The following is a 21,251-nucleotide window of genomic DNA, read 5'->3' on the forward strand; positions in this document are numbered from 1 at the left end:
CTGGGGTGCCGGCCTGGCCCCTGGCGGCGCTGCGGCGATCGCCGCTCAGCGGGCCGGCGTGTCGCCGGCGCCCAGGTCCCAGTACAGCCCTGTCATCAGGGTCAGGCCCTCGCGCAGCAGTTCCGGCGGCAGGTGTTCGTTGGGCGCGTGCTGCGAGCATCCCGGGTACGAATGCGGCACCCAGACCGTGCGCAGGCCCAGCACTTCTGTGAAAATGTCGTTCGGCAGCGAGCCGCCCAGGTTGGGCAGGATCGCCGCCTTCTTGCCGCTGGTCTGTTCCAGCGATGCCACCGCCCAGCGCACCCAGGGGTCGTCCGGATCGATGCGGGTGGCGCGGAACATGGTTTCGCGCGTGGTCTGCACCTTCACCATCGGGAAGCCCTGGCGGTCCAGGTGGCGGCGCAGCGCGGGCAGCAGGTCGTCCGGATCCACGCCCACCACGAAGCGCAGCTGGCAGCGCGCCCAGGCGCGCGGCGGAATCGCATTGACGGGGGTTTCCGGGTTGCCGGTCTTGTAGGCCAGCACTTCGAAAGAGCACCAGCCGAATACCCGCTCGGCCGGCGACAGGCCGGGCTCTCCCCAGTCCGGTTCAATGACCGGCCCGTCGGCGCCGCCGTCGACCTGGCAGTCGGCCAGCGCGCGGCGCACGCCGGCCGGCAGCTCGGACGGCACCCATTCGGGCACGCGGATCTGGCCGGTGGGCGATACCAGGGTGGAAATGGCATGGGCCAGCTGGATGCCGGGATTCGAGATCAGCCCACCCCAGTTGCCCGAATGGTGGCCGCCGGCGCGGGCCTCGATGCTCAGGTCGAAATTCAGGCTGCCGCGCGCGCCCAGGAACACCGTGGGGCGCTGCGGGCTCAGGCGCGGCCCGTCAGAGGCGATCAGCAGATCGGCCGAGAAGCGGTCTTTGTGCTCGGCGCACAGCTCGCGCAGGCCCATCGAGCCGGTTTCCTCGCCCATCTCGATCAGGTACTTCACGTTGAAGCCCAGCTTGCCGCGCGTTTCCAGCACCAGGCGCAGCGCCTCCATGTTGACGCTGTGCTGGCCCTTGTTGTCGGCAATGCCGCGCCCGTACCAGCGGCCGTCCTGCTCGGTCAGTTTCCAGGGCGACAGCCCGGGATGCCATTCCGGCTCCAGGCCGCGGATGACGTCGCCGTGGCCGTAGCCGAACACCGTGGGCAGGGCCGGGTCTTCGATGCGCTCGGCATACAGGAAAGGGGCGCGCGCCTTGTCGTGGGTCAGGGTGCTGCAGGTGAAGCCCATGGCCTCGAACGCGGGCCGCATCTCCGATTCCAGGTAGGCCGCCAGTTCGCCGGCGCGCTCCGGGTTCTGGCTTTCGGTCGGCACGGCCAGCCGGCGGGCCAGCAGCGCGCGGAAGGCGCCGGAATCAAAACATTGTTCGGCATTGGCGATGGCGAGGGCGCGGCTCATGGCTGGAGGGTTCCTTGGGAAGACGGCGGATAAAGATGGCAGGCCACCAGCGCCTGTTCCTGCCGCAGCAGGCCGGGGCGGGCCTGCCGGCACTGCGGCATGGCATGCTTGCAGCGCGGGTGGAACGGGCAGCCCGGCGGCGGGTTGATCGGGTCGGGAAACGACAGCCCCAGCCCCATGTCGGGTATGCCCAGCCCCGGCTCGGGCGTCAGGACCGAAGCCAGCAAGGCTTGAGTATAAGGATGGCGCGGCTGGCGGAACAGTTCGGCGGCGGGCGCCGCCTCGACCACCCGGCCCAGGTACATCACCGCCACGCGGGTGGCGATATGTTCCACCACGGCCAGGTTGTGGCTGATGAACACGTAGGTCAGGTTGAATTCCTGGCGCAGCGCCATCAGCAGGTTCATGATCTGCGCCTGCACCGAGACATCCAGCGCCGACGTGGGCTCATCGCAAATGACGATCTCGGGGTTCATCACCAGCGCCCGCGCAATCGCCACGCGTTGCCGCTGGCCGCCCGACAGCTGGCCGGGCGTGTTGCCGGCCAGGCGCGCCGGCAGGCCCACCCGCTCGAGCATCTCGATAGCCTTGTGGCGGCGCGGGTTGGCAATGCCATGCACTTCCAGCGGCAGCGATACGATCGAGGCGATGTCGCGGCGCGGGTTCAGCGAAGAATAGGGGTCCTGGAACACCGGCTGCACGCGGCGCGCCAGGCTGCGCCGCGACATGCCGCGGATGTCCTGGCCGTCGATGCTGATCGTGCCGCCGGTGGTGGGGATCAGCCCCAGCAGCAGGCGCGCCAGGGTCGATTTGCCGCAGCCCGATTCGCCCACCACGCCCAGCACGCCGCCGCGCTCGACGCCCAGGTCCACGCCATTGACGGCGTGCAGGGTGCGGCGCGGCTGGAACATGCCGGTCTTGACGACGAAGCTGCGGCTGACATCGTGGGCCTGGATCAGCGCGTCCATCAGGCGGCCTCCCGTATGCAGCGCCATTGCCTGCCGGGCGGGGCCTGGTGCACCGGCACGTCCTGCCGGCACACCGGCTGCGCGTGGCGGCAGCGGTCGTGGAAGGCGCAGCCCCGCAGCTCGCCGGTCAGCGCGGGCACCACGCCCGGGATAGTGCCCAGCGGCGTGCCCGGCGGCGTGCGGCCCGGCACCGGAATACAGGCCAGCAGGCCCTCGGTATACGGATGGCGCGGCGCGGCGAACAGCTCGGCCACCGGCCCCTGTTCGACGATCTGGCCGGCGTACATCACCGCCACCTGGCGGGCGATGCGCGCCACCACGCCCAGGTCGTGGGTGATCAGCACCATGGCAATGCCCAGTTCGGCCTGCAGGTCGGCCAGCAGGCGCAGTATCTGCGCCTGTATCGTCACGTCCAGCGCGGTGCTGGGCTCGTCGGCGATCAGCAGCTCGGGGCCGCACATCAGGGCCATGGCGATCATCACGCGCTGGCGCAGGCCGCCGGACAGCTGGTGCGGATACTGGCCCAGGCGCTGCCCGGCCGAGGCGATGCCGACCTTCTCCAGCAGCTCCACGGCGCGCTCGCGCGCCTGCGCGGCGCTGGCGCGGCGATGGTGGCGGTAGTGCTCGGCCAGCTGCTCGCCGATGTTGTAGGCCGGGTTCAGCGCGGTCATGGGTTCCTGGAAGATCATGGCCATCTTGTTGCCGCGCAGCGTGTTGATGCGCCGCCGGCCGGCCCGCGACAGGTCTTCGCCCAGCACCGCCAGGCGCGTGGTGCTGCGCCGCGCCGCGCGCGGCAGCAGGCCCATGATGGCCAGCGATGTCATCGACTTGCCGCAGCCGGACTCGCCCACCAGGCACAGGGTTTCGCCGCGCCGCACCTGGAACGACACGCCGCGCACGGCATGCACGGGGCCGCGCGGCGTGTCGATGTCGACCCGCAGGTCCTGTACGTCCAACACGATATCGGAAGCGTTCATGCGTGGCTCTCTGTAGTGTTGAAAGACGCTAGGCTTTGTCTTCGGGCGTCAGCCATTGATGCAGGCCGTCGCCGGCCAGGTTGATGGCGAAGATCAGCAGCGCCAGCGCGCTGCCGGGAATGGCGATCAGCCAGAACGAAAAGAACATGTAGGCCTTGGCTTCCGAAATCATCAACCCCCACGAGGGCAGCGGCGGCTGCACGCCCAGCCCCAGGAACGACAGGGCGGCTTCCAGCAGGATGGCGCTGGCCGCCTCGAGCGTGGCGATGACGATCAGGTGCGGCACGACGTTGGGCAGCACTTCGCTGCGCACGATGCGCCAGGTTGACGCGCCCGCCGCCTGCGCGGCCGAGACGTATTCCAGCGAGCGCACCTGCTGGGTGGCGCTGCGCATCACGACGGCGAAGCGATCCCATTTGAGCAGGCCCAGCACCATGATCACTACCCACAGCGAACCGCCCACGATGGCCACGGTGGCCAGCGCCACCAGGATCACCGGCATCGACAGCCGGGTGGTGACCAGGAACGACACCACCATGTCGATGCGGCCGCCGAAGTAGCCGGCCGCCATGCCCAGCGCGGTGCCGATCAGGCCGGATATCAGCGCCACGCTGGCGCCGATCAGCAGCGAAATCCGCGCGCCGTAGAACAGGCGCGACATGTAGTCGCGGCCCAGCTGGTCGGTGCCCAGCGGATGCAGCCAGGTGCCCTTGTCATACCAGACCGGCGGGGCGGTGCGATGGGTCAGGTCCTGGAAGTAAGGGTCGTGCGGCGACAGCCAGGGCGCGAACAGCGCCACCAGGATGATCAGCAGCAGGATCGCGCCGCCCACCAGCAGCGCCTTGTTGTGGCGCAGCCGCCGCCAGGTCAGCCGGGCCGGCGTGGCGGCGGCGGGAACGGGAACAGGCGCTTCGGCTAGCACGGGGGGAATCGGCGCGGCCATGGATCAGGACACCCGGATGCGCGGATCGAGCCACGCGTTGGCCACGTCGGCCGCCAGGGTCAGCAGCACGTACAGCACCGACAACAACAGCACGATCAGCTGCATGACAGGGTAGTCCTTGAAGGTGATGCTCTGGTAGGCCAGATAGCCCAGCCCGTCCAGCGCGAAGATGGTCTCGATCACCACCGAGCCGCCCAGCAGGTAGCCCAGCTGCACGGCGGCCAGCGCCACGACCGGCACGATGGCGTTGCGCAGCGCATGCTTGAAAATCACCTTGCCGGCGGGCAGGCCCTTGGCGCGGGCGGTGCGGATGTAGTCGGCGCCCAGCACTTCGATCATGCCGGCGCGGATCAGGCGCATGAAGGCGGGCGCCACGTAATAGCCCAGCGCGATGGCCGGCATGACGAAGTGCTGCCAGGTGCCGCTGCCCGACACGGGCAGCACGCGCCAGGTGATCGAGAACAGCATGATCAGCAGCAGCGCGAAGAAGAAATTGGGCAGCGCCTGGCCCAGCACCGCAACGGCCAGGCACAGGCGGTCGGCCAGGCTGCCCTTGTACAGCGCCGCCAGCACGCCCAGCGGAATGGAGATCAGCAGGGCCACGCCCAGCGCCGCCAGGCCCAGCACCAGGGTGGTCTGCAGCTTCGAGAAAATCAGCGGCCCCGCATCCGTCTTGAAGTACACCGAGGTGCCGAAATGGCCGTTCAGGATGTTCCACAGCCAGTCGGCATACTGCACGGCAATGGGGCGGTCCAGCCCGTACGCCTTGCGGATCATGTCGATGTCGGCCTGGCGCGCGCCTTCGCCGGCCAGCGCCACGGCCGGGTCGCCCGACAGATGCAGCAGCAGGAAGGCCAGGATGGAAACCGTCAGCGCCACCAGCACCGCCAGTCCCAGCCGCCGGATCATGAATGCAAGCATGCCTGTCCTCCGTGTTGCCGCCGCATCGTCCGGCTTACTTCCAGCTCATTTCCCAGAAGCGCACCAGCTCGTCGGGGTACGGCTTGAAATTGACGTCTTTACTGGCCACGTAGTACACCGGCAGCGACCACAGCGGCGCGGCATAGGCGTGTTCGGCGATCATCGTCAGGGCCTGCTTGTAGGCGGCGTTGCGCGCCGCGCTGTCGATGGTGTGGTCGCCCTTGTCGAGCAGGTCGCGCACTTTCGGGTCGCGCGTGATGTCGTCTTTGCCGAAGGCGAAATACACCGGCGTCGAGGCGGACACGTCGTTGACCAGGTTCGAGCCCCAGGTCTGGTGCGTCAGCGAAGCCTTGCCGCCCCGGATCATGTCGCGCATGGCCGCATACTGCAGGAAATTCAGTTTTGCGTGTATGCCCACCGCCTGCAGGTAGTTGATCAGGGCCTCGGTCTGGTTGCGCTCGCGGTAGGCCACGATGTCGATGTCGAAGCCGTTGGGGTAGCCGGCCTCGGCCAGCAGCTTCTTCGACAGCGCGGGGTCGTATTTATAGACCGGCGCGCCTTCGTCGGTGCAGCCCACCTGCGACGGCGTGCAGATGGTGTTGAGCACTTCGGCGCCTTCGCCCACGATATTCTTGATGATGGCCTCGCGGTCGATGGCATGCAGAATCGCCTTGCGCACCCGTTCGTCTTTCAGCTGCGGGGCCGGCGTGTTGTCCAGGGTGTTCATCTGCATGAACACGATGCGCATCGTGTTGCCGCTTTTGACCTGCAGCTGGGGCAGGGTCTTGAGCTGCTCGGCCTGGTCCTTGGGCACGTGCATGATGAAATCCTCGCCGCCCGAGATCACCTCGGCCATCTGGGTCTGGCGGTCGGGAATGAAGCGGATCACCACCTTGCCGATCTTGGGCTGCGACTTGGGCGAGTCCTTGAAATAGTCTTTATTGGCTTGCAGGGTGATGGATTTGCCGGGCACGTACTCTGTCACCTTGTACGGGCCGGTGCCCACCGGCTTGGCGTTCATGCCCTGCGGGCCGACCTTGGCGTAGTACTTGGCCGGGTGGATGGCCACAGTGGTCGACAGGTATTCCTTGGCGGCGGGAAAGGGCTCCTTGGTGGTCAGGCGCACCTTGTATTTGCCCAGCTTCTCCACCTTGTCGATCCAGCGCACATTCTGCTGCGTGGTGGCCTTGTTCTTCGGGTCGGCCACAAAGTTCAGCGTGTACACCACCGAGTCGGCGTCGAACTCTTCGCCGTTGTGGAACTTCACGCCTTGGCGCAGCTCGAATTCCAGCGTCTTGTCGTCGATCTGCTTCCAGCTCTTGGCCAGCTGGCCCTTGTATTCGTTGGTCAGCGGGTCGCGGTACAGCAGCGTGTCCCACACGTTGGCGGCGATGATCACGCCGATGCGCACGTTGTTGAAATACGGGTCCACGCTTTCGGGGGCCTGGTCGTAGGCCATGCGCAGCGTGTCGTCCTGCTTGCCGGCCCAGGCCGGCTGCGCGGACAGCGCGGCGCCGGCCAGCAGCAGCGCGGCGGCGGGAAATCGAAAAGACAGCGGTGCAACGAAACTAACGCGACGTTCAGCCATGATTGGCTCCTGTAGACCGTACCGGTTGAGCGGAATACTGCGGTGTTGCGTGGATCGTTCCCTGACTCGCCGATGCCTCCTGGGCGGGATCCGGGTCTGGAAGCTGTAGCGGCGCCTTGGCATGCGCCAGGGTCCTCAGCGCGGCGTCGCATTTGCGCTGCAAGTGCGCGCGCATGATCGCCGCCAGCCGCTCGGCATCGCGCGCGGCCAGCGCTTCGGCCATGTCGATATGCTCGCGCATGGCCTGGTCCCATTTCGCGCGGTTTTCGTTCGACACGGACCGCAGATTCTGGATACAGGCGTTCTGGGTTTCGTACAGCCGCGCCAGCAGGCCGTTGTGGGCCGCCTGGCTGATGCGGGCATGGATTTCGCGGTTGGCGCGGTAGTAGGCGGGCAGGTCGCGGCGCGCGTGGCTGGCCATCATTTCGTAGGTCAGCGCGCGGATCTCGGCGATTTCCTGCTCGGTGGCGCGTTCGCAGGCGTAGCGGCAAGACAGCGCTTCCAGCCCGCCGATGACTTCGAAGGCTTCGCGGATGTCGGTCTCGGACAGGGCCACCACCTGGGCGCCGCGGTTGGGCTCGATGCGCACCAGCCCGTCGGCGGCCAGCAGCCGGAACGCCTCGCGCAGCGGCGTGCGCGACACGCCCAGCAGGCTGCCCAGCGCGCGTTCATTCAGGCGCACGCCCGGCGGAAACTCACCCTTGACGATGCGTTCGCGCAACTGCCCGGCAATGGCCGCGGGCAGGGTGGCGCCGTCGCCGGACGGCCGCACCGGGCGGGCCGGGGGAGCCGCGCCGGGGCCGGATTCGTCGGGCATCAGTGCGGGATTGCTGCGCATTGGTATACCAAATTGTCTTGGTCTTTTGGCGACTATAAAGCAGCTGGCAAGCCCGCCATCATGGGGGAATACCCTGAATTTTCAATACAAAACAAGGGTATAGGGGTTAATCATGATAGGGCAGGTACGGATACGGATTGCCTGGCAGAAGTGCCTTGCGTATGATGCTTCCACACGTTTTTTGGTTGTATACCAATTTATCCGGCCAGAGGCCCATCATGATTCCGCTGTACGCACACCCCTCGGGCCGCCATTTCCTGCAGATTCCGGGGCCGACCAATGTGCCGGATCGCGTGCTGCGCGCCATCGACCACGCCACCGTCGATCACCGCGGTCCCGAATTCGGCCGGCTGGGCCTGGCCGTGCTGCAGGGCATGCAATGGGTGTTCCAGACTCGCTCCCCGGTGATCATCTATCCGTCATCCGGCACGGGCGCCTGGGAAGCCGCGCTGGTCAATACCCTGTCGCCCGGCGACCGGGTGCTCATGGCCGAAACCGGGCATTTCGCCACGCTGTGGCACCGCCTGGCCATGCGCCTGGGGCTGGATGTCGAGCTTATCGAAGGCGACTGGCGCCACGGCGCCGATCCCCTGCAGATCCAGGCGCGGCTGGCGGCCGACACCGGGCATCGCATCAAGGCGGTGTGCGTGGTGCACAACGAAACCTCCACCGGCGCCGTCACCGACATCGCGCAGGTGCGCCAGGCCATCGACCGCAGCGGCCATCCGGCGCTGCTGATGGTGGACGCCATTTCGTCGCTGGGGGCCATGGATTACCGGCACGATGAATGGGGTGTGGACGTGGGGGTGGCCGGCTCGCAGAAAGGCCTGATGATGCCGCCCGGCCTGTCGTTCAACGCGCTCAGCGAACGCGCGCTGGCCGCCGCGCAAAGCGCGCGCCTGCCGCGCTCGTACTGGGACTGGGGCGCCATGCTGCCGCTCAACGCCAGCGGCTATTTTCCCTACACGCCGGCCACCAATCTGCTGTACGGGCTGCACGAGGCGCTGGACATGCTGCGCGCCGAGGGCTTGCCGCGCGTCCAGGCGCGCCACCAGCGCCTGGCGGCCGCCACGCGCGCCGCCGTGCGGGCCTGGGGGCTCGAAATCGTCTGCCAGGATCCGGCCGCGCACAGCAGCGCGTTGACGGCGGTGCTGACGCCGGACGGGCATAGCGCCGACGCCCTGCGCAAAGTTATTCTCGACCGCTACGACATGTCGCTGGGCCAGGGGCTGGGGCGGCTGTCCGGCAAGGCGTTCCGCATCGGCCACCTGGGCGACCTGAACGACCTGTCGCTGTGCGGCGCGCTGGCCGGCGTCGAGATGGGCCTGTCTGCCGCCGGCGTGCCGCACCGCCGCGGCGGCCTGCAGGCCGCCGTCGACTATCTGGCGCAGGCCGCCGCCGACGCCGCGCCGGCGGCCTGATGCCGCCGGCTTTCACGAAAAGAGGTAGCAACATGCAAGAAGCATTGATGCAGCAGGCGATCCAGTTCGCCCAGGAACACGAAACCGCCTGGGACCGCGAGGTCGACGGCGTATGGGGCGTGCACCAGCAGGACCCGCCCCCCTGGAACCGCCTGCTGGGCCCGGTGCACGACCGCGGCCCGGTAACCGGGCTGGTGGTGGTCGACGGCCGCACGGTGGCGTCGTGGGGCGAGCCGCAGCGCGCCGACCTGACGTTCAGCGTGGCCAAGCTGTACCTGGCCCTGGTGGCGGGCGTGGCGCACGACCGCGGCCTGCTGCCCGATGTCGACGAGCCGGTGCGCGCGCGCGTGCCGGGCATCGGCTTCGACACGGGCCGCAACGCGGCCATCACCTGGCGCCACCTGCTGCAGCAGACCAGCGAATGGGAAGGCGAGCGGTTCGGCGTGCCCGACCAGGTCGACCGCTACCGCGCGGTCACGTTCGGCGCGCCGCCGGCGGGCAAGAAGGGCGATCCCCGGCCGCTGCAAGAACCCGGCACTTACTGGGAATACAACGACGTACGCATCAACCAGCTGTCGTACGCGCTGCTGCACCTGTTCCGCAAGCCGCTGCCCGAGATCTTCCGCGAGGCCGTCATGCGCCCGCTGGGCGCCAGCGACGACTGGCATTGGGCCTGCTACGACAACGCCTGGGTCGAGATCGACGGCGAATTGATGCCGTCGGTGCCGGGCGGTTCCCACTGGGGCGGCGGCATGTCCATCAGCAGCGCCGACCAGGCCCTGATCGGCCGCATGCTGCTCGACGAAGGCCGCGCCAACGGCCACCAGATCATTTCGTCCGAATGGGTGCGCGCCATGCGCACGCCCAGCGCGCTGGCGCCGTACTACGGCTTCCTGATCTGGCTGAACGAGGGCCGGCGCATTTTTCCCAGCGTGACCGCATCCAGCTTTTTCGGCATCGGGGCGGGCAGCTCGTTCACCTGGGTCGAGCCCGAGCGCCGCATGGTGGTCATTGTGCGCTGGCTCGACTCGGCGCACGCCGATGCGCTGTTCGGCAAGATCCTGGCCGCCGTCGACGCCTGATCAGGCCGGCCGGGCGCGCGCGCCCGCCGCGGCGCGGCGCCGCGCCAGCAGCGGGCAGAACACCAGGCTGGCGACCAGCCACATTACCGCGGCCGACCACAGGGTCTGGCTCAGGAAGTGCGCGCCCTGCAGAATGCGCACCAGCGAAAACGCCAGCCCCGCCGCCGCGCCCAGGCCCAGGCCCCACCAGCGCCACCGGGCCTTGCCCAGCGCGCGCCCGGCGAAATACAGCGAAAGCAGGGCGTAGCCCGCGCCGGCATGCGCGCTGGGCAGGGCGTTGCCGGCCGCGGCGCGGCTCAGCGCCCACCAGTGCGCCGGCCAGGCGGTGTCGCCGCCGAACTCCAGCAGGTTATAGGGGCGGGGCATGGCCGTATGGTGCTTGAGCTGGCCGACCGCCAATTGCCCGACCAGGCAGGTCAGCACAATGGCCCACAGCGCGCCGCGCGCCGGCCGCCACCGCGCGTAGCGATAGCTGGCCAGCGCGCCCGCCAGCGCCAGCAGGGCCACGCCCACCGGCAGCGCCAGCAGCAGCCGGTGGCCGGCGAATTCGAGCAGCGCGGCGTGCCGCAGCGGGAACTGGCCGCTGCGCGGGTCGTACAGGGCGCGCGCAATGGCCATGTCCAGGCCGCTGTGCTGCGCCAGCCAGGCCGTCAGGCCCAGCAGCAGCGTGCCCGCCACGACATGGCTGAGCGTATAGGCGGCGGGCGGGGAAAGGCGATGCGTCATGGGTGCGCGAAGAAAAATCGAACCGCAGCATGCTAGGCCGCGCCGCGTCGAATTTGCGTGGAATGCGCGGCCGGCGGGCCGCGGCGTTGCGCGAGGGGCCGCTTGACCGCCGTCAACCGGCGCCGGGCCGGGCGGCACTACCCTGGGCGGCAGGCCGGGCGTCCGCCCGCCATTTTCAAGAGCATCGCCATGTATCAACACCTTCTCATCCCCATCGACGGTTCCGAGCTGTCCCATATCGGCCTTGCGCAAGGCCTGGCGCTGGCCCGCGCGCTGCAGGCCCGCGCCACCATCATGACCGTGCTCGACCCGGTCCATATCCCGCAGTCCGAAGGCGTGCGGCTGGCCGGCGTGCAGCAGCAGCTGCAGCGCCAGGTGCGCGAGCGCGCCCAGGGCTGGCTCGATGCCGCCGCGGCCCAGGCCCGGGACGCCGGCGTGTCCTGCGACACCCGCCTGCACGACGCCGGCCAGCCCTATGCCGCCATTGTCGAATGCGCCGAGCAGCTCGGCTGCGACCTGATCGCCATGTGCTCGCACGGCCGCAGCGGCATGGCCGCCATGGTGCTGGGCAGCCAGACCCAGAAAGTGCTGGCCAAATCGCGCATTCCCGTGCTGGTGTACCGCTAGGGGCGGGGCGCATGGCGGCGGGGGCCGCCATGCGCCGCCTGGGCCCGGGCCGGACTGGATATAATCATCAGTTCGGCCTTTTTCATGGCCTCTCGATGTTCCTTCCTTTGCGCGCCGCAGCGCGCCACCTCTATATGAAAAAACTGACCGCTGTCTTCCTGGCCTGCGCCACGTCGCTGCTCGCAGCTTGCGGCCAGGGCGACGACCCGGCGCCGCAGGCCAGCGCGCCTGCCGCCCCCCAGAAAATCGTCGTGGGCCTGGACGACAACTTCCCGCCCATGGGTTTCCGCGACGAAAACAACCAGCTCGTCGGCTTCGATATCGACATGGCGCGCGAGGCCGCGCGCCGCATGGGCATCGAAGTCGAATTCAAGCCCATCGACTGGAGCGCCAAAGAAGCCGAACTGAACGGCAAGCGCGTCGATGCGCTCTGGAACGGCCTGACCATCACCGAAGAACGCAAGAAGAACATCGCCTTCACTGCGCCCTACATGGCCAACCACCAGATCATTCTGGTGGCCCAGGCCTCGCCGGTGCAGGCCAAGGCCGACCTGGCCGGCCGCGTGGTGGGCGCGCAAGACGGCAGCAGCGCCGTCGACGCCATCAAGAAAGACGCCCAGGTGGCCGCCAGCCTGAAAGAGCTGAAGTTGTTCGGCGACAATGTCACCGCGCTGATGGACCTGTCGGCCGGCCGCCTGGACGCCGTCGTGGTCGACGAAGTCGTGGGCCGCTACCTGGCCGCCAAGCGGGCAGGGCAGTACCGCGTGCTGGACGAGAACTTCGGCACCGAAGACTACGGCGTGGGCGTGCGCAAAGACGATACCGAGCTGCTGGCCAGGCTCGACCAGACTCTCGACGCCATGAAAAAAGACGGCAGCGCCGCCCGCATCGCGCAGCAATGGTTCGGCGCCGACATCATCAAATAACCGGCCTGGCCGGCTGACGGGGTCGCCGCATGGATTACGTCATCTCCCTGCTGGGGCCGATGGCGCAGGGGGCCAAGACCACCCTGACGCTGTTCTTCGTGACCTTCGCGCTGGCGGTACCCCTGGGGCTGCTGCTGGCGCTGGCGCGCATTTCGCATTGGCGCCTGCTCAGCCAGGCGGTCAACGGCTACATCTGGCTGATGCGCGGCACGCCGCTGATGCTGCAGATGCTGTTCATCTATTTCGCGCTGCCGTTCGTGCCGGTGGTGGGCGTGCGGCTGCCCGATTTCCCGGCCGCGGTGGTGGCCTTCGCGCTGAACTACGCGGCCTATTTCGCCGAGATCTTCCGCGCCGGCATCCTGTCGGTGGACCGCGGCCAGTACGAGGGCAGCAAGGTGCTGGGCATGACCTACCTGCAAACCCTGCGGCGCATCGTGCTGCCGCAGATGGTGCAGCGCGTGCTGCCGCCCATGAGCAACGAGACCATCACGCTGGTCAAAGACACCTCGCTTATTTACGTGCTGGCGCTGAACGACATCCTGCGCACGGCGCGCGGCATCGTGCAGCGCGACTTCACCACCACGCCGTTCCTGGTCGCGGGCGCGTTCTACCTGATCATGACGCTGCTGCTGACCTGGCTGTTCCAGCACATGGAAAAACGCTATGCCAAGTACGACCAATAGCGCGCCGGCCCGGGCCGATGCCCGCCCCGTGATGATCGCCGCGCGCGATATCGGCAAGTCGTTCGGTTCGGCGCGGGTGCTGGACCAGGTGTCGCTGACCCTGCGCAAGGGCGAAGTGGTGGCCGTCATCGGCCCGTCGGGCTCGGGCAAGAGCACGTTCCTGCGCTGCCTGATCCACCTGGAAACCATCGACCAGGGCAGCATCGAGATCGAAGGCGAGGCCCTGGCCACCGCCTCGCCCGACGGCCCCAGCCGCTACGCGCGCGACGCCGACGTGCGGCGCATCTGCCGCAAAATGGGCATGGTGTTCCAGTCGTTCAATCTGTTTCCGCACATGACGGTGCTGCAGAACATCATCGAGGCGCCCGTCACGGTGCAGGGCGTGCCGCGCGACGTGGCCATTCCCAAGGCCGAGGCGCTGCTGCGCAAGGTGGGGCTGCTGAACAAGCGCGACAACTATCCGGCGCGCCTGTCCGGCGGGCAGAAGCAGCGTGTGGCCATCGCCCGCGCGCTGGCGCTGGAACCCGACATCATGCTGTTCGACGAGCCCACTTCGGCGCTCGATCCCGAACTCACCGGCGAAGTGCTGCGCACCATGCGGCAGCTGGCCGACGAGCACATGACCATGCTGGTGGTCACCCACGAAATGGGTTTCGCGCGCGAAGCCGCCCATCGCGTCGTCTTCATGGATGAAGGCCGCATCGTCGAAGAGGCGCCCGCTCAAGACTTTTTCCGGGCGCCGCGGCAGGCGCGCGCCAGGGCCTTCCTGGGCCAGATGCTGTAGCAGGGCGCCGCGTTTGCCACATTGTTACGTTCATTGAAAGAATTCATAAAATAAAACAGCATTTCTCCATGATCTGACTACCTTAGTAACGTTGCGCCGAATACAGAACCTTAACGGCGCTTACCGGCGGGCAGACAGGGAGAGAGGAGATGCGCACCTATCGACGCAGGATCGCCGCGTGGCTGGCATGCGGCGCCATGGCGCTGCTGGCGGGTTGCGCCGCGCCAGGCGGCAAGAAAGACACGATCGACATGGCCGGGCTGTCGCAGCCCGTGGAGATCCTGCGCGACAAGTATGGCGTGTCGCACATTTATGCCCAGAACCAGCACGACCTGTTCTTCGCCCAGGGCTTCAATGCCGCGCGCGACCGGATGTGGCAGCTGGACCTGTGGCGCCGCCAGGGCGAAGGCAAGATGGCCGAACAGTTCGGGCCGCGCTTCGTCGAACAGGACCGCGCGGCGCGCCTGTTCCTGTACCGCGGCGACCCGCAGGCCGAATTCGCCAGCTACCACCCCGAAGGGCAGGCCATCCTGACGGCATTCGCCGAAGGCATCAACGCCTACGTCGACTGGGTGAAAGCCAACCCCGGGCAGATGCCGCCCGAGTTCAAGCTGACGGGCACCGAGCCCGGCTACTGGAGCCCGCAGACCTCGCTGATCCGCATCTACGGCCTGACCCGCAACGTGGCCAGCGAAGTCAAGCTGTCGCAGCAGATCGCCGCGCTGGGGCTGAACGCCGTGCAGGACCTGGGCACATACGAGCCGCCCATTGCGCTGCAGGTGCCGGCCGGCCTGAATGTCAGCCAGATCACCACGGCCGTGCTGGCCGATTACACCCTGGCCCGCAAAGGGCAGAAATTCGTGGCGGCCGATTTTCCGCGCAGCCCGCTGGCCGCGGCCGGGCGCGCGGAACTGGCGCGCAGCCTGTCGGCCCACCTGCAGGCGTCGCTGGATCCGGGTTTCGACCCGCTGGCGCCCCGCTACGAAAGCAACAACTGGAGCATCGCGGGGCAGCACACCGCTACCGGCCGGCCCATCCTGGCGGGCGACCCGCACCGCGCCATCGCCATGCCCTCGCTGCGCTACATGGTGCACTTGAACGCGCCCGGCTGGAATGTGATCGGCGCCGGCGAGCCCGCGCTGCCCGGCGTGTCGATGGGGCACAACGACCGCATCGCGTTCGGGCTGACCATCTTCTCGTTCGCCGATGAAGAAGACCTGTACGTGTACGACACCAACCCGGCCAATCCCGCCCAATACCGCTATCGCGGCGGCTGGGAGAACATGCGCACGGTGGACGAGACGATCCCGGTGCGCGGGCAGCCCGCGGTTACCCGGCAGCTCAAGTTCACCCGGCACGGGCCGGTCATTCATGAAGACCCCGTGCGCCACAAGGCCTATGCGCTGCGCGCCGCCTACCTGGAATTTCCCGGCACGGCCGCCTACCTGGCCAGCCTGCGCCTGAACCAGGCGCAGAACTGGGACCAGTTCGTGGCCGGCATGGAAAAGCACTACACGCCCAGCGAGAACATGGTGTATGCCGATGTGGACGGCAATATCGGCTGGTTCGGCGGCAGCATCGCGCCGATCCGCCCGCGCAAGGACTGGTCGGGCATGCTGCCGGTGCCGGGCAACGGCGATTTCGAATGGAAGGGTTTCCTGCCGACCAGCTCGCTGCCCAAGTCGCTGAACCCGCCCGAAGGCTACGTGGCGACCGCCAACGAATACAACCTGCCGTTCGATTATCCGTACAAGGACATGGCGGCCCGCACCTGGTCGGAGCCTTACCGCGTGCAGCGCATCCGCGAGGTGCTGGCCGGCAAGAGCGGGCTCAGCCTGGAAACCTCGCAGCACCTGCAATTCGACAACCTGTCGATTCCGGCGCGCACCCTGACGGGCTATGTGAAACAACTGAATTCGGCGCAGCCCGGCGTGGGCGAGGCGCTGCGCCTGTTGCAGGAGTGGGACTACCGCACCGAGATCGATTCCTCGGCCGCCACGGTATATGAGTTCTGGCTGCCCGAAGTGATCAAGCGCGTGTCCGACCTGTATATCCCGCCCCAGGGGCGGGCGGCGTTCGGCGACCTGCCGACCCGCAAGGTGCTGGAAAAGCTGGCGACGCCGGACTCGGCGTTCGGGCCCCGCCCCGAGCAGGGCCGCGACGCGCTGCTGCTGGCCGCGCTGGACGACGGCGTGCGCAAGCTGACGGCCACCATGGGCACGGATTCCCGGCAGTGGGGCTGGGGCCGGCTGCACCATATCCAGTTCGAGCATGCGCTGGCCGGCCTGATGTCGCCGGAAACGGCCAAGGCCTATGGCACGCCGCGCTATCCGGTCAGCGGCGACAACGACACCGTGCACCGGGCCACGTTCCGCAAGTCCGACTACCGCCAGATCAGCGGCGCCTCGTACCGGCAGGTGATCGACGTGGGCGCCTGGGACAACTCGCGCATGCAGAACATGCCGGGCCAGTCGGCCGACCCGCGCAGCCCGCACTACCGGGACCTGCTCGAGGGCTGGGCCACCGGAAAGTACATACCCATGGCATTCAGCCGCGAAAAGGTCGAAAGCGAGCTGGGCGACAGCCTGACCCTGCGGCCGCGCTGAGCTTCACTTCGCCAGCGCCAGGCGCCAGGTGTCTGACTCCCGCCAGGGTGTCAGACACCGTACGACTGAGACGGCTTCGGCGTACCGCGGTGTCAGGCACCTGGCGGAGCCTGACACCTGAGCACCCGCGGAGCCAGACACCCGGCGCCGTGCATGCCCGTGCATCACCGGCCTTGCGCCTTCAGCCGGGCATCCAGCCGCGGGTACACGCGGCGTGCGTTGCCTTCGAAGATCTGGTGGCGCGCCTGCGGCGACAGGCCGCCCGCGTCGATATAGCGCCGGGTGTCGTCGAAATGATGCCCGGTGTCGGGATCGATGCCGCGCACGGCGCCGATCATTTCGCTGGCGAACAGCAGGTTGTCCACCGGAATTACCCGGGTCAGCAGGTCGATGCCCGGCTGATGGTAGACACAGGTGTCGAAGAAAATATTGTTGAGCAGGTGTTCCTGCAGGCGCGGCTTGCGCAAGGCCTGCGCCAGCCCGCGAAAGCGCCCCCAGTGATACGGCACGGCGCCGCCGCCGTGCGGGATCACGAACCGCAGCGCCGGAAAATCGCGGAACAGTTCGGAATCCAGGCATTGCATGAACGCGGTGGTGTCGCCGTTCAGGTAATGCGCGCCGGTGGTATGGAAGCACGCGTTGCAGCTCTGGCTGACGTGGATCATGGCCGGCACGTCGTATTCCACCAGTTTCTCGTACAGCGGATACCAATGCCGGTCGCTCAAGGGCGGGCTGGTCCAGTGCCCGCCGGAAGGATCGGGATTCAGGTTGACGGCCACGTTGCCGTATTGCTCGACGCAGCGCTGCAACTCCGCCGCGCAGGTGGCCGGATCCACGCCGGGGCTCTGCGGCAGCATGGCCGCCGGCACGAAATGATCGGGAAACAGGGCCGACACCCGGTGGCACAGCTCGTTGCAGATGGCCGCCCAGGTCGACGACACCTGGAAATCGCCGATGTGGTGCGCCATGAAAATGGCGCGCGGGCTGAAGATGGTGAGGTCGTGCCCGCGCTCGCGCATCACGCGCAGCTGGTTGCGCTCGATGGCTTCGCGGATCTCGTCGTCGCTGATGCGCAGCTCGGACACCCGCGGCATGGGCGTGCCGTCGGCAAGCGCCCCGATCTGGCGCGCGCGCCACTGCTCCAGCGCCGCGGGCGCCGTGGTGAAGTGTCCATGGCAATCGATGATCATGTCGTGCTTCCGGTGATTCAGTTGCTGGTGATGCCCGCGCTTTTGATGACCTCGCCCCAGCGCCGGGTTTCGGTTTCGAGAAACTTGCCGAACCCGGCCGGCGGCTGCGGGTCCACAATCGCGCCCACGCCGGCCAGGCGCTGCTGCACTTTCTGGTCTTTCAGCACCGCCAGCAGGTTCCTGCTCAGTGTATCGATCGCCGCGGCCGGCGTTCTGGCGGGCACCAGGAAGCCCCACCACACAGTGGCCTCGAAGCCCGGCACGCCGGCCTCGTCAAAAGTGGGCACGTCGGGCAGGGTGGCGATGCGCTGTTTCGATGCTACCGCCAGCGCGCGGATATTGCCGGCCGCCACGCGCGGCGCGGCCTCCAGCGGGTTGACCATCATGAAGTCCAGTCGCCCGCCGATCAGGTCGGTAAGGGCCGGCACGCCGCCCTTGTAGCCGATGTGCATGGCCTGGATGCCGGCCGTGCGCTTGAGCATTTCCACGGCCAGGTGCCCCGAGCCGCCCACGCCGGACGAGCCATAGTTCATCTTGCCCTGCCTGTCGTGCGCGGCCTGCAGCAGTTGCTTCAGTGTGCGGTACGGCGACTCGGCATCCACCACCAGCACCAGCGGGGCATAGCCCACGCGCGCAACCGGCATCAGGTCTTTCAGCGGGTCGAAGGGCAGGTTCTTGTCCAGCCAGGGGTTGGTGGCCAGCCCGTTGGCGCCCAGCAGCATGGTGTAGCCGTCGGGCTGCGCGCGCACGACTTCGTGCGTGCCGATGTTGGCGTGGTTGCCCGGCTTGTTCTCGACAATGACGGGCTGGCCCAGCCGGGCCGCCAGCGGGTCGCCGATGATGCGGGCCACGCTGTCGACCGCGCCGCCCGCGGCGAACGGCACCACGATGCGCACCGGGTGCGCGGGAAATGTCTGGGCGCGGGCAGGGGCGCTGCCCGCCCAGGCGCCGAAAGCCGCGCCGGCCAGGGCCAGGATGGCCCGCCAATGCCCGCGCCCGTGGTTGATCGAGTGGATACCCATGCTTGTCTCCTCCTTGGGGTTTCATATGAACGGGCTCTGCCGGCCCGGGGGGCTGGTACGCCAGGATTGCGTCCTCCCTCGATCTATGGTGCTATGCACGAATACTCGGGTCAAATATATATTTCTACCGGTTTTCCATATAAAAAACGAATACATGGACTTGCGCCAGCTACGCTATTTCGTGGCGGTGGCCGAAGAAGCCAGCTTCACCGCCGCCGCGCGCCGCCTGAATATCAGCCAGCCGCCCCTGAGCATGCAGATCAAGGCGCTGGAAGAAGCGCTGGGCGCTCCGCTGTTCGAGCGCGCGCATCGCAGCCTGCGGCTGACCGACGCGGGCCTTGTGTTTCTGGAACAGGCGCGCCTGACACTCAGCCAGATGGCCAGCGCGGTGCAATTGGCCCAGCTGGCCGGCCGCGGCGAGGCCGGCTTGCTGCGCATCGCGTTCACCGGCTCGGTGCCGCTGGTGCCGGGCTTCGCCCGCCTGGTCAAGACTTTCCGCCGTGAACGGCCGCTGGCCCGGCTGGAAATCGCCCACATGCCCACCGGCCAGCAATTGCAGGCGCTGCAGGAGCGCCGCATCGACATCGGACTGCTGCGGCCGGCGCCGCAATTCCAGCCGCCGCCGCACCTGGCGTTCATGCCATTCTGGAAAGACGAGCTGCGCGTGGCGGTGCCCAGCGACCACCCGCTGGCGGCGCACCCGGGCCGCATTTCCGTCAAGGCGCTGGCGCCTTATCCGCTGATCCTGTTTCCGCGCGAGATCAGCTGCGGGCTGCACGACCAGATCATCCAGCTGTTCAACCGCGCCGGGCTGGTGCCGCAGGTTGCCCAGGAAGCGCGCGAAGGCACCACGATAGTGGGCCTGGTGGCGGCCGGGGTGGGCATTTCATTGCTGCCCGATGCTTATGCCAGCCTGCGCACCGAGGGCGTGCATTACGCGCGGCTCGAAGCGGATGCCGCCCATTGCCCGTTGCTGCTGGCTTGCTGGAAAGACGGCCCCAGCGACCTGGTGCAGCGGTTCGTGAAGCTGGCGCGCAGCATCGTGGCCGACGAGCCGGCCGCGGGCGCGGCGGACGGCGGCCTCAGGTAGCAGCCGGGCCTGCTGCGTCGGCGGAGGGCGGGGCGGCGCGGGCCCGCACGCGGCGCGCATATAGCGCGCCCCACGCCAGGCCCAGCAGCGCCGTGGCCAGCGATCCCAGCAGCACGCCCAGCTTGGCCGCGCCCAACAGGTTTTCATTGCCGGCGAAGGCCAGCATGGCAATGAAAATGGACATGGTGAAGCCCACGCCCGCCAGCAGGCCGATCAGCACGATGCCGTCCCAGCCGACGCCGGGCGGCAGCCGGCACCAGCCCAGGCGCACCATCAGCCAGCTGATGCCGATGACGCCGGCCGGCTTGCCGGCGATCAGCGCGATGGCCACGCCGGCCATCACCCATTGCGAGCCGCCGGCCGCGAGATCGACGCCGCCCAGGGTGACGCCCGCGTTGGCCAGGGCGAACAGGGGCATGATGGCATAGGCCACCCACGGGTGCAGGGCCGTCTGCACGCGCACCACCGGCGGCAGCATTTCGCGCTGCGCCAGGCGCAGCCGCCGCAGCGGCTGCGCCTGGCCGCCGGACGCGGCCGCCAGGTCGCTGGCCGCGCGCGCCACCATGTCCAGTGGCCGCTCGCGCATGCGCCGCGACACCACGGGGGTCATCAGGCCCAGCACCACGCCGGCCAGCGTCGGATGCGCGCCGGTCATCAGCAGGCCGGTCCAGACGATGGCGCCGGGCAGCACGTACGCATAGGCCGAGCCGACGCCGATGTGCTGCAGCCCGAGCACCAGCGCGATGCCCAGCGCGGCCACCGCGAAGCCGCTGTAATCGAGCCCGCCGGAATAGAAAAAGGCGATGATCAGCACCGCGATGATGTCGTCGATGATGGCCAGCGCCAGCAGGAAGACCCGCACATTGCCGGGAATGGAGCGGCCCAGCAGGGCCAGCACGCCCACGGCGAAGGCAATGTCGGTGGCGGTGGGCACGGCCCAGCCGGCGCGCTGCACGGCCTCGCCATTGAAGGCCAGGTAGATCAGCGCCGGCACGGCAACCCCGCCCAGGGCGGCGGCCAGGGGCAGCGCGGCCTGCCTGAAATCGCTGAGCGCGCCTTCGTGGATTTCGCGGCGGATTTCCATGCCGACCACCAGGAAAAAGACGGTCATCAGCGCGTCGTTGATCCAGAAATGCAGCGGCTGCGCGAATTCGTGGCTGCCCAGCCGGAACGACAGGGGCGTGTGCCACAGGGCGTGATAGGAAGGGGAAAAGGCGGAATTGGCCCAGATCAGCGCGATGGCTGCGGCGGCCAGCAGCACGGCGCCGCCAACGGCCTCGATGTGCAGGAAACGTTCCAGGGTGGCCAGGGCGCGTTCGGCGAACAATTGCGCGCGCGGCGGATTCCGCAGGGCGGAGGGGTGTCGGGTCATGACGCAGGTATCCCGCGCGGCGGCCCGACCAGCGCATTGAACCTGCCGTGCCG

Annotated in this window: 19 protein-coding genes; 8 read left to right on the plus strand and 11 right to left on the minus strand. The window is 68.2% G+C overall.

What is annotated here, in order from left to right:
- Positions 1 to 45 precede the first annotated feature (45 nt).
- The 7 genes from J2P76_RS17765 to J2P76_RS17795 are packed head-to-tail and all read right to left on the minus strand — an operon-like array spanning position 46 to position 7,648.
- Positions 46 to 1,434, minus strand: coding sequence for a M20 family metallopeptidase (locus J2P76_RS17765; protein WP_207408990.1), 1,389 nt, complete (start codon positions 1,432 to 1,434; stop codon positions 46 to 48).
- Positions 1,431 to 2,402 (minus strand): ABC transporter ATP-binding protein, encoded by a 972-nt coding sequence (locus J2P76_RS17770; RefSeq protein WP_207408991.1) that lies wholly within the window; start codon positions 2,400 to 2,402, stop codon positions 1,431 to 1,433. Before J2P76_RS17770 ends, J2P76_RS17765 begins: the two co-directional genes overlap by 4 nt.
- Entirely contained in the window at positions 2,402 to 3,379 is a 978-nt protein-coding gene (locus J2P76_RS17775; protein WP_207408992.1) for an ABC transporter ATP-binding protein, read from the minus strand. The genes J2P76_RS17770 and J2P76_RS17775 overlap by 1 nt, the downstream gene beginning before the upstream one ends.
- Before the next feature lie 28 nt (positions 3,380 to 3,407).
- Positions 3,408 to 4,322: an ABC transporter permease gene (locus J2P76_RS17780; protein ID WP_207408993.1), complete on the minus strand. Its 915-nt coding sequence runs from the start codon at positions 4,320 to 4,322 to the stop codon at positions 3,408 to 3,410.
- Between the two features lie 3 nt (positions 4,323 to 4,325).
- Positions 4,326 to 5,243: an ABC transporter permease gene (locus J2P76_RS17785; RefSeq protein ID WP_207408994.1), complete on the minus strand. Its 918-nt coding sequence runs from the start codon at positions 5,241 to 5,243 to the stop codon at positions 4,326 to 4,328.
- 34 nt (positions 5,244 to 5,277) lie between these two features.
- The gene (locus J2P76_RS17790) at positions 5,278 to 6,831 is read right to left on the minus strand and encodes an ABC transporter substrate-binding protein (RefSeq protein WP_207408995.1); all 1,554 of its coding nucleotides are present in this window, start codon (positions 6,829 to 6,831) and stop codon (positions 5,278 to 5,280) included.
- Positions 6,824 to 7,648: a GntR family transcriptional regulator gene (locus J2P76_RS17795; protein ID WP_431603423.1), complete on the minus strand. Its 825-nt coding sequence runs from the start codon at positions 7,646 to 7,648 to the stop codon at positions 6,824 to 6,826. The genes J2P76_RS17790 and J2P76_RS17795 overlap by 8 nt, the downstream gene beginning before the upstream one ends.
- Positions 7,649 to 7,887: 239 nt before the next feature.
- On the opposite strand from J2P76_RS17795, the gene J2P76_RS17800 reads away from it, so the two are divergent.
- On the plus strand, positions 7,888 to 9,090 hold the full coding sequence (locus tag J2P76_RS17800; RefSeq protein WP_207408997.1) for a pyridoxal-phosphate-dependent aminotransferase family protein: 1,203 nt from the start codon (positions 7,888 to 7,890) through the stop codon (positions 9,088 to 9,090).
- A 32-nt stretch (positions 9,091 to 9,122) separates the two neighbouring features.
- Positions 9,123 to 10,172, plus strand: a complete 1,050-nt coding sequence (locus J2P76_RS17805) for a serine hydrolase domain-containing protein (protein WP_207408998.1) — start codon at positions 9,123 to 9,125, stop codon at positions 10,170 to 10,172.
- On the opposite strand, the gene J2P76_RS17810 is transcribed toward J2P76_RS17805, so the two are convergent.
- Positions 10,173 to 10,898 (minus strand): phosphatase PAP2 family protein, encoded by a 726-nt coding sequence (locus tag J2P76_RS17810; protein ID WP_207408999.1) that lies wholly within the window; start codon positions 10,896 to 10,898, stop codon positions 10,173 to 10,175. It lies immediately after the preceding gene.
- Between the two features lie 189 nt (positions 10,899 to 11,087).
- Here J2P76_RS17810 and J2P76_RS17815 point away from each other — a divergent pair, with 189 nt between their 5' ends.
- The 5 genes from J2P76_RS17815 to J2P76_RS17835 all read left to right on the plus strand — a co-directional run bounded on the left by J2P76_RS17815 (position 11,088) and on the right by J2P76_RS17835 (position 16,524).
- Positions 11,088 to 11,525, plus strand: coding sequence for a universal stress protein (locus J2P76_RS17815; RefSeq protein ID WP_207409000.1), 438 nt, complete (start codon positions 11,088 to 11,090; stop codon positions 11,523 to 11,525).
- Between the two features lie 134 nt (positions 11,526 to 11,659).
- Positions 11,660 to 12,451, plus strand: coding sequence for an amino acid ABC transporter substrate-binding protein (locus J2P76_RS17820; RefSeq protein ID WP_207409001.1), 792 nt, complete (start codon positions 11,660 to 11,662; stop codon positions 12,449 to 12,451).
- Positions 12,452 to 12,480: 29 nt separating this feature from the next.
- Positions 12,481 to 13,134 carry an amino acid ABC transporter permease gene (locus J2P76_RS17825; RefSeq protein ID WP_207409002.1) on the plus strand — a complete coding sequence of 218 codons (654 nt, stop codon included), beginning with the start codon at positions 12,481 to 12,483 and terminating at the stop codon, positions 13,132 to 13,134.
- A gap of 31 nt (positions 13,135 to 13,165) precedes the next feature.
- On the plus strand, positions 13,166 to 13,918 hold the full coding sequence (locus J2P76_RS17830) for an amino acid ABC transporter ATP-binding protein (protein WP_207409251.1): 753 nt from the start codon (positions 13,166 to 13,168) through the stop codon (positions 13,916 to 13,918).
- Between the two features lie 197 nt (positions 13,919 to 14,115).
- The gene (locus J2P76_RS17835; RefSeq protein WP_242697602.1) at positions 14,116 to 16,524 is read left to right on the plus strand and encodes a penicillin acylase family protein; all 2,409 of its coding nucleotides are present in this window, start codon (positions 14,116 to 14,118) and stop codon (positions 16,522 to 16,524) included.
- A gap of 164 nt (positions 16,525 to 16,688) precedes the next feature.
- On the opposite strand, the gene J2P76_RS17840 is transcribed toward J2P76_RS17835, so the two are convergent.
- Both J2P76_RS17840 and J2P76_RS17845 read right to left on the minus strand, forming a co-directional pair.
- Positions 16,689 to 17,714, minus strand: coding sequence for an amidohydrolase family protein (locus J2P76_RS17840; RefSeq protein ID WP_207409004.1), 1,026 nt, complete (start codon positions 17,712 to 17,714; stop codon positions 16,689 to 16,691).
- A gap of 17 nt (positions 17,715 to 17,731) precedes the next feature.
- Positions 17,732 to 18,736 (minus strand): Bug family tripartite tricarboxylate transporter substrate binding protein, encoded by a 1,005-nt coding sequence (locus J2P76_RS17845; protein ID WP_207409005.1) that lies wholly within the window; start codon positions 18,734 to 18,736, stop codon positions 17,732 to 17,734.
- Between the two features lie 154 nt (positions 18,737 to 18,890).
- Between J2P76_RS17845 and J2P76_RS17850 the strand changes: the two genes are divergently transcribed.
- A complete protein-coding gene (locus tag J2P76_RS17850) occupies positions 18,891 to 19,826 on the plus strand; it encodes a LysR substrate-binding domain-containing protein (protein ID WP_207409006.1) in 936 nt (311 codons plus the stop codon).
- On the opposite strand, the gene nhaA is transcribed toward J2P76_RS17850, so the two are convergent.
- Positions 19,819 to 21,198: a Na+/H+ antiporter NhaA gene (nhaA, locus tag J2P76_RS17855; RefSeq protein ID WP_207409007.1), complete on the minus strand. Its 1,380-nt coding sequence runs from the start codon at positions 21,196 to 21,198 to the stop codon at positions 19,819 to 19,821. The genes J2P76_RS17850 and nhaA overlap by 8 nt on opposite strands.
- Positions 21,199 to 21,251: the final 53 nt, after the last annotated feature.

The organism is Bordetella petrii, assembly GCF_017356245.1.
Taxonomy (GTDB): Bacteria; Pseudomonadota; Gammaproteobacteria; order Burkholderiales; family Burkholderiaceae_B; genus Bordetella_A; species Bordetella_A petrii_D.